The following is a 14534-nucleotide window of genomic DNA, read 5'->3' as shown; positions in this document are numbered from 1 at the left end:
ATATGAGTGATTTTTTTGAAATTCTCCGGTCAACCAGCGCCCTGATCAGGAAACAAAAAATTCAAATTTTCTGTGTATTTATCTTCTTGTGTTCGTTAGTCAGTTTGGATACCATAGCCCAGACTAATACTTGGGATGGTTCAGCCAGTACCAACTGGAATACCGCAGCCAACTGGTCATTGAACTTGGTACCAATTGCAGCTCATGATGTAGTAATCCCCAACAATTTTGATGTAATCGTGAATACTGCTGCGGTATGTGCAACCTTGACTATTGAAGGAGGAAATCAGGACACTTTTGTGGATATATCAGGCACAAATAGTCTTACCGTAAGTGGTGACATCAATATTGGGGCCGGAACAGGTTTTGGAGATAATAAAACTCTGGATGTGGCTGCTGGCACACTGACCTGTAATTCAATCATAGTGACGGCAACAGGAAGTGGATTTAGAACATCAGGTATAAGCGTATCCACAGGTACAGTCAATGTTGGTGGGAATATCACCATGGGAGATGCAAATTGTGATTTTACCTTTTCGGGTGCTGGAACACTCAACCTAGAAGGTTCATTTACTGGAGGAAACCTAACGCCCTCAACGGGAACAGTAAACATCATAGGCAACAATCAAACGATTGACGGATATAACTTCAATGATATCAATTTCAATAATAGTGGCGATGCCAGTATAGCAGGAGATATGAATATAGGTGGAGATTTGACTATCAACTCTGTAGGATCCATAGATTTTGGATTACATACTCATAATTTAGCCGGAGACTGGACCAATGACAATGGTACGCTAGATTTGTCAAGCGGAACCATTGTACTTGATGGAACAGCTCAAACGATTGGTGGTACAAACAGCACTACTTTTAATAATCTATCGTTGGAGGGATCAGGAACAAAGACCTTCGGCCTATCAACGACTATAGGTGGGACGCTTAGCATCACAACTGGTGTGGTAGCAAATTTGGGGACATTTACGGATCATACTTGTAATGCACTCTCTTTAGAAAATGTGGGACAAACAGGTGGAACTTGGGGTAGCAGTGGCTCTGCTGCAGCCAATACAAACGACACTTTCTTTGCAGCAACCGCTGGTGTAGTAACTGCAGCAATGGATGGTCCTACCACTTTCTATAGCCGACAAACTGGGAACTGGAACAATGCAACTACCTGGTCTACAGTAACCTATGGAGACGCCACCAACACTAGTGGCACCTTTCCTCAAATTGGCGATATTGTCAATATTGGAAATGCTACAATTGATATCACAGTAAACGTAAACGCTACTTGTGGATCAATTTCTTTTCTTGAAAACGTAGGCGAGTCGCCTGTACTTCAGTTATCTCCAGGTATACAGTTGGATATAGAAGAAACTCTTACCATTCCCAGAACATCATTCCTTTCAGGCGAGATTAATACTGTAAATGTAGGAGATGGAATTTTGAATGTAGAAAACATTAATTTTTCCGGAGGTGGTTTTTTTGGAGAATACCAAATGTTGATTGGAGCGGGTACTGCAACTGTAACTGGTAATGTCACTTCAGATGTCAATCTTACTTTTCCCGTAATTGAGTTTACCGGAGGGGCAGGTGAACTGATATTGCATGGCGATTTTCTAGAAGCAGATGTGGTAACACTTACCACCAACGGCAATGGTACAATTGAATACGCTGGTACAGGAGATCAGGAAATCAGCAACTTTACTTACAACAATCTGATCCTATCAGGAGGTGGCACCAAGACAGTAGCTGGTGCACTCGACATAAATGGAGATTTTACTATGGAATCAGGTGTTACGTTTGTACCTGGTTCCTTTACACACACCTTCGCCGGTGATTGGAACAACAATGGGGCTACATTCACTAATGTAGGAAGTACTATTAGTTTCGACGGTACAACTGCTCAGTCAATTACAGGCTCTCAAGCAACGAATTTTCATAACCTTAGTTTGTCAGGAACCAATACGGTTTCATTGATATACGCGACTACCATCAATGCGACTTTAGGTATAGGCTTAAATGCAACAGCTGATCTACAAGGCATCACTACGCATACCGCCAAAACTTTGTCTTTCGATGGTGGCGGACAGATCCCTGGCACCTGGGGTAATAGTGCTTCTGCTGCTACCAACACGAATGACACGTATTTTTCCGCAACAGCGGGAATAGTAACCGTGACCAATACCATCTATTATGCTGCTGCTAACGGCAACTGGAATTCTGCCGCTAGCTGGTCTACAGTAGATTATGGCAATGGCACCAATACAGCGACATATCCCGTAACCGGGGACATCGCTTTGATTGGAGGAGACTTTGATATAACTGTAGCTGCTGATGCCGCCTGTGCTTTTGTAGAATATCAGATCGGCGCAGGCAATACGAACAATGTCATCATAAGTGGTGGCGCCACTCTGACTGTATCAGATGCTGTAAATATTGGTGCTAATGACGGAGATATCAATACCATGAATGTATCGGCCGGAATCTTAAATACAGTAGATCTCATTTTTAGTCCCGATGATGCAGGCGCCCCGGTAACGGAAATATCAATTTCTACAGGAACAGCTACTATTTCAGGAGACATGATCAATTCAGGCCCTGATTTTCTCGGGGATAGAACATCTGCGTTTATTACATTTTCGGGTGCTGGACTGCTTCAAATTGCCGGAGATTTTGTAGATACTAATGATGGTGAGTTAACGGCAAGTACTGGGACAATAGAATATAATGGCAGCTTTTCTCAGACTATTGCAAACTTCACTTACTACAACCTGAATTGCAATAACACAGCAATAGCATCACCCCAATTGACCTTAGCAGGTGATGTTATTGTAGATGGGACACTGCAGATGACAGCAGGCATTGTAGACTTAAACGAAAATACATTGTCTTTAGGCAATGGTGCCTCAGCAAGTCTCATTCGAGTACCAAGTACAACAACCAACTGGGTCTACAACGGAACATTGGGTCGTCATTGGCCAGCTTCTACAGATATATCGAGTTCTGTTTTTCCGTGGTATGGTTTGTTTCCCATAGGGTCTGACACCGATTACCGTCCAATGGAGTTCAATAGTACTGCTCAACAAACTGGAGCAGGAACTGTTAGTGTGACACATACACATCGTGAATCGGTGACAGAACTTAATCCGTATTACACTGACAATGATGATGACATTGAAGTGAAAGACAATTCTTCATTCGAAGTGACTAACACCTCTACCGGCGGAACATATGATGTAAGTGTTTCTATGACTGGTTATAGCGCAGGTGGAGATATCAACGATATTCGATTAGCCAAAAATGCAGGATCCACTTCTGTGAATGCAGTAGGTACACATGCATCAGCTTCAGGTACAGCCTCTAACCCAACTGGAAATCGAACTGGAGTGACATCTGCAGAATTGGCAGGAGATTGGAGAATTACTTCTGTAAACATAAACGACACTCCCCTGCCCATAGATCTAATTTCATTTACTGGTCAATTGAATGAAGACCATATCAGGTTAGTCTGGTCCACCGCATCCGAAATAGATAATGACTATTTTGAATTGGAAAGATCTTATGATGGTGAAAGCTATAAAAGTTTAGGAACTGTATCTGGAAGCGGAAACTCAAATCAAAAAATGGAATACAGCTTGAAAGACCACAACTATCATGAAGGGGTCAACTATTATCGTTTGAAACAAGTAGATTTTGATGGGAACTTTGAAATTTTCAAGCCGATTGCAATAAGCGCACAGAACACTCAGCAAGCCCAACTTTCAATATACCCTAATCCGACAAAAAGCAAACTACAAATTCGTATAGATGGCATCGACAACAAGAGCAAATCTTTGGTGACCATAAGTGACTATATGGGTAAAATGGTATTTCATGAAACACTCTCTCCTTCTACCAAACAATGGTCTCTTGAGAATCTAAATACTATTTTGGTGCCAGGAATATATTTGTTGCAAGTAGAATCCGGATCTACCATACTTAAGAAAAAATTTATCCAAAGTCAATAAACGGTATCATTGAAGTTCGAAGCCTGAAACATGGTATTTCAATTCAGAAGTTTTCATTAACTTAGATTAATGACAAAACCAGATAAAATATTCCTGTTCGCTGCATTTATTTCATTTTTGTTTTCAGTCTACTTATGGTTTTCTGGCCAAAAAGATGCTGGAATATTTGTTGGGATATGGGTTCCGTCCATCATAACTCTGGGAGTATTTATAAAACTAGGCAGAAGAAGTCACTAGAGTTGAATTATCATGGTAGATCAGATAATAATATTTGGAGTCGGGTTGTTTGTTATTTGTCTTATCTCTTATGCCATTTATCTGGAATTGACTCAGGGTCCCACGGAATATTAGCCACCTAATTTTGAAATTTTAGAATTACTATCCACAATACACATCCTTATCATTGACTCAATTGAATATTAAAAAAACTATTTAATGAAAAAAGTATGTGTCATTGGAGCCGGACCATCTGGGATCACTGCAATTAAAAACTTGCTCGATGAAGGCCTGGATGTAACTGCATTCGATTATAATGAAGAAGTGGGTGGCAATTGGATCTATAATGAAGAAGAAAGTCATAGCAGTGTATTTGAGACTACACATATCATCAGCTCTAAAATGCACTCCCAATACGAAGACTTCACTTTTGATGAATTTGAGTCCAATATTCCAGACTACCCTTCCCACGATCAATTGAGACGCTACTTCCAGGCCTACGCCAAAAAATTTGATCTATATAAGTACATTCAATTCAACACATTAGTGAAGCATTGTCAGTGGATCGACAACAACAATTGGGAAATAACCATCGAACAAAACGGAGAAACGAAGACACATACTTTTACAGACCTCATTGTCTCCAATGGTCATCATTGGCTACCGAGACACCCCTCCTATCCTGGAGATTTTACTGGCGAATATTTGCACTCTCATCAGTTCAAAAAAGCGGCACCATTTACAGGGAAAAAAGTCCTGGTCATCGGTGGTGGAAACTCTGCCTGTGATGTAGCAGTAGAAACGAGCAGAGTAAGTGAAAAAACGAGCATCAGTTGGCGGAGAGGATATCGTATAGTGCCTAAGTTCTTATTCGGGGAGCCAACAGATGTAGTAGCAGCGAGGATGAGGTGGTTGCCGCCCAAACTCAAGTATTTCTTATCTGGATTAACAGTAAGGTTGTTGACTGGATCTAATGCCTCTTATGGTTTGCAAAAGCCTACACATGCGGTAGCCGCTACTCATCCCACCGTCAATGACGAATTGTTGTACAAACTAAGACATGGCAAGGTGTTTCCAAAAGTAGATATTGATCATTTTGATGGGCAAACCGTTCACTTCAAAGATGGTTCAAAAGAGGAAATTGATACCATTATAGCCTGTACTGGCTTTGTGCTGGCACATCCATTTTTTGATAAGGATTTCATAGATTATAGTGAAAGCGAGGTTCCTCTTTATCTTAAAATGATACATGATAAGTACCCTAATTTGTATTTTATTGGGATGTTCCAACCGCTAGGGTGTATTTGGCCAGGAAGCGAACTGCAAAGTAAGCTTGCTGCGCGCGCCATTGCAGGCAAATGGAAACGGCCTAAGAATATCGAAGCATTATGCAAAAGAGCAGTTACTCATCCACACATCAAACAAATCAAATCCGCTCGACATACGATCACGGTTGATTATTTCAAGTTTGTGAAAGAGCTTAAAAGAGAGTTGAGAAAATTTAAGTAGACAATTTAATCAAAAGGATAATACTCAGATGCTCCCAAGCTGTCCATCTCAGTAATTAACATAGTTTTAGTGCCTACATCTCCACAGAAATAGTGCATGACAGAATGGGGATCATAATTTGTAATATCCCATGCTCCACCTCTAGGCTCATATTCGCATAATGGTTGTGCCCCAGAATGTATATGCTCATGCAAAAAACCAAGAATATGTCCGATTTCATGTCTCAAAATCCCAGCCTGACTAAAATCTGTATCGAAAAACGTCGGATCTATATATAGTTTTCGTTCATATTTAGGACTGTATGGGAAAAATGCGTTGGCTATAAAATAACCAAAAGAATCAACCTTTTTAATAACGAAAGTAACTTCATTGGGATTAGAGTTTATTTCGAGACTAGAATCTAAAGTCTTCAGGTGGGTAATATTGATGTTGCATACCGATTTCCAATCCTCTACGGCCTTCGTCATTTTTTCAGTCACCAAATCATATTCTTCCTCAGAAAAAGATGCTCTTATAATTGCGTAACTTAGTTTTCGTGGATCTTTTTGTTTAACTCGTTCTCCATTCCGTATTTCTCCCACTAATTTTTGCCTCTCAAACTGAGTAGTGTCAGTCATATATGAACGAACTCCAAAATGATAGGGAATGATTTCATCATACGTCAATAAAATATCACCTTCAACTACGAAATAATTTCGTCCTTCAATCATTAAGGATTCATACTCTTTTTTCATAGCTGCTGGAGATGGATAGACAAACAGACCCTTTTTATTCTTTTCTATTAGAAAAGAATCGGTGAATCGAACAAGATCATAATTCAATAAATTCACATAATATAAAACCGGTTCTTGCTTTGATTGCAAGCCGTCTTGGGCCAGTAATGAAGACTTAATTTCTTCTTTTATACTTTTTGGAACAACTGGCAGGTGTGCTGATGTGTCTTGTTCATTAGTTAATGATGAAATGTAAGGCACATCTTTTTTTGAGTTACAAGCTAGCATACATATAGCCATCCACAGCAATATGTTCTCAGCGAAGAATCTCACTTTCATTTTCTTTTAGTTAGTACACCTGATAGATTATAGCTTAGTCCAATGAACATACTTGTTTCAATTTTATCAACCAATTTGGGTTCAACATATTGGCCAGGGACTACAACTGATTCTGAATTATCCATATAAAGTGGATCTGAAGTTACCGCTTCACTCAACCTTTTTACTTTACCCACGCTAACACCACAAGACAACATAAGTTGTTTTTGATTGCCAATTTTCAAATGTCCACCGGCTAGATATTTAATAGAGCCATCATACAGAGATATTGCAGCTCCTGTATTAATACCCACTCCTAATACTCCAGTAGCCATATAGGATAGGTGCAGCAGCCCACCAGCTGCTATATCGTTAGAATCGTTATAGTCTTTTTTAAATGTAATCGTTGAACTATCCGCACTGTATTCCACAAGAGAAAAAGAATCGTTGGTCAAACCATTCCCAAAAAAACCTGCAGAAAAATCAAATGTGAAATATTTATAGGTTGGTATGGATAAAGTTCCAACTGCAATAGTATCTTTTGTCATTTCATTTTTGACTGCAATTTTTATTTTAGTCAAGTCTCCTTTAGCAACAAATGAATCTCCTTGAAGAATAGATACTTTTGATATATCTGCGGGATTTAAAACTGCGTCGTACACCAATAGGCATTTCACATATTTTGAACTATTCTCTTTTAACAATGCACGGGAAGCCATGAACTTAGCATATACATCGAGGTTTGAAAGAAAAATGGCATCTTTCGTAGCAGCCAAACTATTGACATAAGAAGCCCATATATCAATCTCTTGTAACAAGAATTTGATTTTTGATATTTCATCTTTATTGATGACTCTATTAAAAACTTGATTAGAAATAGCAATGTAATCTCTCTTTAATTTTGCTGAATCAAGGGTGCTTTTAGGCCATTTCTCCAGTTCTTCACCAGTTCTTTTTAGTATTTCTTTGTAGAATGCATCGTACGTATTTATGAGATTCACTAGTTGCATTAAATTATTTCTAACTTCAGATTGACCATTTTTAACAATTCGAAATCCTGAGCTCGGATTCAAAGAAGCCGTTGAAGGAATGGAAAGGAATTTAACAGCGTCCGGTGTTGAAGACTCTAAATCATAAGAAATTACTTCAGATTCAAGTGACATCAACGCACTATGCACATTGACCAGTTTTACTCTATAAGATTTTTTGTTTTGTAGTTTTTTCAAGGAACTTGAAAATCCTTTTTCGCTATACGAAACCTGTATATCGCTTTGCGCTTGACTTACTATTGACCCAAAAAGAAAAATAGCCAGCATAATTTTCAGTTTAGTTTTCATGGTTTAGATCGGTTTGGTTAAACATGTCTTTAGAATCAATTTACTCACAAATATTTGATGTTAAAATTAACATTATTGATTCGCTAACCTAGTGTCGTCAACAGCAACGTACACAAAAAGAAAAATACAGCCAATGCTGAATTCCATAAGACATAAGCGAGTACAGAGATCACAGCTAAAAAACCATTAATATCATATGGTCTATCCTCAGATTTGAAATTTGTGCTTAATAGTCTTAAAAGGAGAAATAGAATCATTCCCACATAAGGAAGCCAGACTAAACTGTTGTTGGTGCTATAGGTAAGCGCCTTCATACCAACTAAGAATGTAATAGCTTCAGCAGGTACATACTCTTTTAATTTGTGAATGATTCGCTTGAACTCTTCCCATAGATTCGTTCTAATAAAATTCACTTCTAACTTTGCTGTTTTTAGTAGCAGGTCTGGATATTTTACTCTTAGACTTTCTTTCATGACGTTTCAGTTAAAAACTTCATTACAAACATGTCTATAGCCATCAGCTGTTTCAAGGTGAAAATCCACGTATCGAGTACGGGAAAATTCCCGTATTTCAAGAAACTTGATTAAAAAATCGCAATACGGGAAATTTCCCCTTACATTAAGGTTATAAAGTGCCTAGCATTGTCAGATGTCTGAAACTTTAATCATGAATAACCAAACCATGACCGATCACTCGCCTCGCTCCTCTCAAGATATTACCATCGGCATGGCTGATGACCAGCAGCTCTTTCTCAAATCGCTGAGTACTTTGATCAATCAATTCAAGAATTGCAGTGTAATCGTGGAAGGCATGCATGGCAAAGATCTCTGGGACAAATTGCAGCGCCTTCCAAAGCTGCCGGACATCGTGCTATTGGACGTAAACATGCCTGTGATGGGTGGTATAGCTACAGCTCAGTCATTGGCTAAGGCCTACCCTAACCTTAAGCTGGTTGCTCTATCTATGAAGGATGATGACTCTACCATTATCAGTATGCTCAAGGCCGGTTGCTGTGCTTACTTGCTCAAAGACATTCATCCGGCTGAGCTGGAACTGGCACTGAAAGAAATACATGAAAAAGGATTCTATAATGCCGACGCCGACAATATCAGGTACAGGAGAATGTTGACCAATGAACAATCAGATATGGTTGAGCTATCAGATATGGAATTGACTTTTTTGCAATATGCCTGTAGTGACTTAACTTATAAGCAGATAGCTGATAAAATGAACAAGGCCGTACGAACCGTAGACGGCTATCGGGAATCAGTATTTCAAAAATTTAAAGTACAAAGCCGCGTAGGCATGGCCATGGAAGCTATTAGAAGAGATTTAGTAACTATTTAAATATTTTATAAACCTAAATAAACAATTATGGATGATATGCTCAAACTAGGAGAAAACCTATTCAAATTTGAATTAGCCACTGACGTGGACAAAGAGAAAACATTTGCACGCCTCGTTGAAATTGATGGTGAAGTTTTTTTAAATACTCAGTTTAAACTTAAAACAATCGCTCAAGACTCCATTCCCTCTGGTGAAGATGAAAACTATAGAAAGCCTATCGTTGTCGACAATTCAATATTAGGAGAAAACTCATACACAACCGGAAATGTTGTTTTATCCCACATTGATGGAACCACCGGTAAAATAACTATGACTTTACAAATTGCCTCCAAACAACCACCGTTTGGTGAAAATTAATTACTGAAACTAGCTACCTGAAAACCATATAAGCTGCAGAGTTTAGAAAAAACATATTCTAATCTAATTGTCCGGTCATGAGTTTAAAATCCAATAAACTTAATATCCGACTCAATCGGCCCCAGGCAGTATGGCTGAACTCTGTAGCTTTTATATTCTCAACTCTTTCTAACTCAAACCAATCTCGTGATTTTATTTGAGGCAAAATGGTGAATGGTGAACAAATATTCATTCCATGAGGTTTGTCCCAATCATTCTTGTCTTTCTTTGGATAATTGGTGTAATAACTACTCAACATTTTGTCATATCTAAAAAGCAATCCGTTACAGATTAAAGCTTCTTTTGTTTGAAGAGTTGTTTTTAAGTTAGTAATTAAGGAGAAGAAATCAATATATCGTTTTCCCGTATCCAATACATGAGATAATGCAAAAGCATCACTAATAGCTATTAATCTATCCTTATTGGTATTTTCAGCATTAATCTCAATTTCTTTTTTTAGAGCCATTGAAAGGCAATCTAGTTGATCGAAAAAATCACCTAAAAGTGTTAAATCAAATGCAGATACAGAAACTTTCTTATGGTTATGATTAGCAAAATTTTTAGTGGCTTCAACAAAGCCCCGACTTAAATTTTTTGAAGATACCTCAGGCATTTGAATCATTTTTTTAATGACATTGCCAATGCTATGAATATTCATATCAACTGGGTCTTGAAAGGCTACTAAATGAGCTACGCTATATTTTAATGCATAAATAGTGTCTATCAATTGCATCCAGCAATTCATCATGATTACCACATCCATTCTCTTCTTACCTTGCAGCCCAATTTCAATCGCGCGATTGAGCTTTCGCATGGTTAGTCTGGAATTGTAACCGCTTTGATGCGTTTTAAACATACTATAACCATTGCCATGATCCCAAGTAAATAGCATGTGTCTTTTTGCTGGGAATCTATTTTTCATTTTTCGAATAAATAGTTTACCAACATCATGAGAAGAGGTAATATCAAAATCTTCGAATTCTTCTATCAACTCTAAATCACTTACTTGAAGAGGACTTGAATTTAGTACTAATCTAAAAATACAATTACTTTGCTTTCTTAGCCCAGAATAGCTGACACTAGATGGGTTAAGAGTTATAAAACTTGACCTGAAAATTGGTTTAAAGTTGATGCATAATATCACTTCTGATTGTTCTCCTAAGGGTATATTTTTTAAATCATTCAAAATTGGAAGAAAACAATCATGATCTTCTGTATTTCTAATTTGAACCAGAAATAAAATGGCCCATTCTTTTTCCGTTGGCATAAGCTTCTTTATATTTTCATTTAGGACATGTCACACTTTCGTTTAATATCAATCGGCCTTCTTCTCTTGGTATACAATGCCGTGAGTGCTCAAACTTATCATTCGGCTAGAATTAATAAATATACACAAAACGAAGGGCTGAGTAGCGATGATATTACCAAAATAATCAAGGACCAATATGGGTTCATATGGTTGGGAACTCAAGAAGGATTAAATGTATTTGATGGTAACTCCTTCGAAGTGTTTTCTAATCAATCGACTCCTAAAAGAAATCTAAATGGGAGTTACATTCTAGATTTGATAGAGGATAAAAAACGTTCACAAATATGGGTTTTAACCTCACTGGCCCCTATATCCTGTATAGATTTAAAAAGCAGAACAATTATCAATTTTCTCCAACAGGATAGTGAAAATCAATCCTATACCAAAGTCTGGGCTCGATCTATATCGTTGAAAGATGATCTCTTATGGATTGGTGGATTGAATACACTTTCTGTGTTTGATATTATAAGGAACCAATATATAAACATACCTTCCGTAAAGGAAAGGTTAAGAGAGATGGGAGAGTATAATATCAGCAAAATTAAACATGACTCATTTGGAAATGTCTGGCTATTAATGGATGGACAAGGTATTGTAATATTAGACGAAGATCATGAAGTACTCAAAATTTTCCATCCTGAAGAATTGAATTATAAAAAAAACACCGACAACTTGTTTTTTTGGGACGTCACGAACAACAAAGATCAAATGGTTATTGGAACCGGCTGGGGGTTATTACAACTCAAGACAGGAAGCTCAGCAGATCAAATTCTGCTTAACAAAAATTCTAATATTCATTTCAAAAATGAACCAATTTATAGTCTCAATGTCATTTCGGATTCTTTAATACTATTTGCTTCGAACAGTAATTTTTATATAAAAAATACTATATCTAACAATTTTCAAATTTTACAAGACCACAAAAAAGAGACAATCAGTAATATTTATAAAATATACTATGACACTGATTCACGGAACATTTGGATAGGATCTCGGTCAGGGTTGATGTCTTTTTCATTAGCTCAAAAGCCATTTGATGCTGTTATTAATTCATCAAACAACGAACTTTCTTTGGATCACATAAACTCACTTTTAGCTACGGACGAACGCTCAATATATGCGGTAGGACCTAATGGTTTTTTTGCATTGATTCGAAGTCAAAAAACATTGAATTACTTGACTCAACAGTTTATAGCTGGTTGGTTTTTCAGGGACCAAAAAATTATGTCTATGTTTCAGGCAAAAATAAAATAAAAGTATTCAACAATAAGAAAAGAATTCCAGAGGAACAGTTGATCAATGTGCCAGATAACATTCAAGGTTACCTTCTCAATTCAATAATCTATTATAATGACTCATTGAGATTGCTTGGCAGCTATGACAATGGACTTAATATTTGGAATATAAAAAATGGTAAGAATATTAAATTCCCGAGTGACTCAGTTAAGAGTTTGCACCCTGGAATATTGCATATGAGTAATCTATTTAAGTCCATCCATAGTGACGAAGTTTATATTCTGGCTGGTGACGCTATTATAGAGTTCAACCCAATGAACTACAGTTTCCAAATCAATAAGATTAATAATCCTAAGTCAGGCAAGACTTTAAACAACTTCATGGACATGAATGAAGCTGCCAATAGTTATTTTTTCGCTACCTACGGTGATGGTCTGGTTGAAACTGACCGAGAATTTAACGTTAAAAAAATATACAGTACAGTAGATGGTTTGAGTAATAACTGTATTTACAAAATTTATAATATTGATGAAAAAAAAATACTATTGAGTACTAACAATGGTGTTTCAGTTCTTGATTTAAATACACACAAATTCAAATCATACTATGAAGGAGATGGATTGCATAACAATCGATTCGAACAATTTAGTGGTTATCAAAAAGACAGCAAGATCTATTTAGGTGGTCCTGGAGGATTTACCATAGTAAACACCGACCTCCTTCAGGATTCAAGTGTAGCTCCAATCCTCTATCCTACTGGGATTACCATTAATACACATGATGGAAAAATAGACAGTACGCATCTCGAGATGACCTCGTTTATCATTCCCAACAACGCCTTTAAAACCACCTTAAATTTTGTATCCCCTGATTACAAGAACCCGGATCGCATGAAGTATCGCTACAAAATTGATGAACTGAGCAAAGAATGGGTCGATCTGGGCAATCAAAATTTTGTTGATTTGATTGGGATCAACCCAGGCCAATACCACTTTGAAGTGATAGCGACGAACTCCGAAGGAACGGATAGCGAACCCTTGAAGATGACGCTGGATTTTCTACCCAAGTGGTATCAAACCGCGTGGTTCAAAATTCTGCTACTACTGCTGGTAGCTGGACTAGTCTATATGGTACAGCGCTACCGTATGATTCAGCTACAAAAACAACAGCTCATTAGAAAAGAGATTGCCAACGATCTGCACGATGACATTGGCAGTACGCTAAACTCCTTAAAGATCTTCGCTCACCTGGCACAAAGTGACTCCAACAACAAAGAACATATCGAGCAAATCGAAGAATCTGTTTCTGAAGCCACCGTGGGGCTTCGTGATATGATCTGGGTTTTAGAGGACGAGCAGGATTCGGTGTATGAAATCATGGAAAGAGTAAAGAAATTTGCTTCTCCTGTATGTCTGGCTCATGATATCGAGTTAGTATCTACAGTAAAAGCTACCTCAGAAAAACCCATTCCAAAGAAAATCAAACGTAATATTTTCTTGATGGCTAAAGAATGCATCAACAATAGTGTGAAATATGCGGAATGTTCTACAATCAATGTGTCCATCGAATATGATAACGCCAAGCTTAAGCTTACCATAGAAGACAATGGACAAGGTTTTGACAATGAAAGTGTAGTTAAAGGCAAAGGACTCGATAGCATGCAATATAGAGCTAATCAAGTGCATTTCCACTGTGACATCCAATCCCAAATTGGATCGGGGACGATCACTACAGTACACGGAACTGTATAATAAATGGTGTATGATACGGTGAAATGATTTCGTTCGATTGCTACGAAACTGGAATGGTGATTCTAGCCTCAGAATACAAATCGTAGACGGCAATTAAAGCCTCCTGATTGGATGCATAGGGATAGAGTTCATAGGATTCGATCATATCGCGATCTTCGATATAAACCGGAAGATAGGCTTCCTCCAAAGCGTCCCATACAATGAGCAAATAGGCGTATCCAATTTTGCTTAATCGACCTTTCTCCAGCCATTCTTCAAACTGTTCTTCCTCCAATGACTTTGGATAATTTGAGCCGTCAAACATAATATTCTGATATCTCCATTTTGTAATTTTAAAGCAAAATAGGAAAGAGAAATAGTGAAATCAAAATGAACTATCAATTCCTTTT

General features: G+C 37.7%; 11 protein-coding genes. 6 read left to right on the top strand and 5 right to left on the bottom strand.

Annotated elements, in window-relative coordinates:
• Positions 1-2 precede the first annotated feature (2 nt).
• Positions 3-4013, top strand: a complete 4011-nt coding sequence (locus tag ACOQO5_RS10205; RefSeq protein ID WP_420581589.1) for a T9SS type A sorting domain-containing protein — start codon at positions 3-5, stop codon at positions 4011-4013.
• A 435-nt stretch (positions 4014-4448) separates the two neighbouring features.
• Entirely contained in the window at positions 4449-5738 is a 1290-nt protein-coding gene (locus tag ACOQO5_RS10200; RefSeq protein WP_420581588.1) for a flavin-containing monooxygenase, read from the top strand.
• A gap of 5 nt (positions 5739-5743) precedes the next feature.
• Here the strand turns inward: ACOQO5_RS10200 and ACOQO5_RS10195 are convergent, their stop codons facing one another.
• The 3 genes from ACOQO5_RS10195 to ACOQO5_RS10185 form a co-directional block, all read right to left on the bottom strand.
• Positions 5744-6790 (bottom strand): matrixin family metalloprotease, encoded by a 1047-nt coding sequence (locus ACOQO5_RS10195; RefSeq protein WP_420581587.1) that lies wholly within the window; start codon positions 6788-6790, stop codon positions 5744-5746.
• The gene (locus ACOQO5_RS10190; RefSeq protein WP_420581586.1) at positions 6787-8106 is read right to left on the bottom strand and encodes a hypothetical protein; all 1320 of its coding nucleotides are present in this window, start codon (positions 8104-8106) and stop codon (positions 6787-6789) included. Before ACOQO5_RS10190 ends, ACOQO5_RS10195 begins: the two co-directional genes overlap by 4 nt.
• Positions 8107-8189: 83 nt before the next feature.
• Positions 8190-8579, bottom strand: a complete 390-nt coding sequence (locus ACOQO5_RS10185) for a hypothetical protein (RefSeq protein ID WP_420581585.1) — start codon at positions 8577-8579, stop codon at positions 8190-8192.
• A 193-nt stretch (positions 8580-8772) separates the two neighbouring features.
• Here ACOQO5_RS10185 and ACOQO5_RS10180 point away from each other — a divergent pair, with 193 nt between their 5' ends.
• Together ACOQO5_RS10180 and ACOQO5_RS10175 are read left to right on the top strand one after the other, a co-directional pair.
• Complete coding sequence (locus tag ACOQO5_RS10180; protein ID WP_420581584.1) at positions 8773-9453, top strand: response regulator; 681 nt, start codon at positions 8773-8775, stop codon at positions 9451-9453.
• A 27-nt stretch (positions 9454-9480) separates the two neighbouring features.
• The gene (locus ACOQO5_RS10175; protein ID WP_420581583.1) at positions 9481-9810 is read left to right on the top strand and encodes a hypothetical protein; all 330 of its coding nucleotides are present in this window, start codon (positions 9481-9483) and stop codon (positions 9808-9810) included.
• 58 nt (positions 9811-9868) lie between these two features.
• Here the strand turns inward: ACOQO5_RS10175 and ACOQO5_RS10170 are convergent, their stop codons facing one another.
• Entirely contained in the window at positions 9869-11116 is a 1248-nt protein-coding gene (locus ACOQO5_RS10170) for a clostripain-related cysteine peptidase (protein WP_420581582.1), read from the bottom strand.
• A 66-nt stretch (positions 11117-11182) separates the two neighbouring features.
• Between ACOQO5_RS10170 and ACOQO5_RS10165 the strand changes: the two genes are divergently transcribed.
• Both ACOQO5_RS10165 and ACOQO5_RS10160 read left to right on the top strand, forming a co-directional pair.
• On the top strand, positions 11183-12412 hold the full coding sequence (locus tag ACOQO5_RS10165; RefSeq protein WP_420581581.1) for a ligand-binding sensor domain-containing protein: 1230 nt from the start codon (positions 11183-11185) through the stop codon (positions 12410-12412).
• A 218-nt stretch (positions 12413-12630) separates the two neighbouring features.
• Positions 12631-14145: a triple tyrosine motif-containing protein gene (locus ACOQO5_RS10160; RefSeq protein WP_420581580.1), complete on the top strand. Its 1515-nt coding sequence runs from the start codon at positions 12631-12633 to the stop codon at positions 14143-14145.
• Positions 14146-14185: 40 nt separating this feature from the next.
• On the opposite strand, the gene ACOQO5_RS10155 is transcribed toward ACOQO5_RS10160, so the two are convergent.
• Positions 14186-14449 (bottom strand): hypothetical protein, encoded by a 264-nt coding sequence (locus tag ACOQO5_RS10155; protein WP_420581579.1) that lies wholly within the window; start codon positions 14447-14449, stop codon positions 14186-14188.
• Positions 14450-14534 lie beyond the last annotated feature (85 nt).

Origin of the sequence: Reichenbachiella sp. (assembly GCF_965223055.1) — a bacterium.
Taxonomy (GTDB): Bacteria; Bacteroidota; Bacteroidia; order Cytophagales; family Cyclobacteriaceae; genus Reichenbachiella.
The sequence above is the reverse complement of the archived record's forward strand: the minus strand, read 5'-3'. Positions and strand labels throughout refer to the sequence as shown.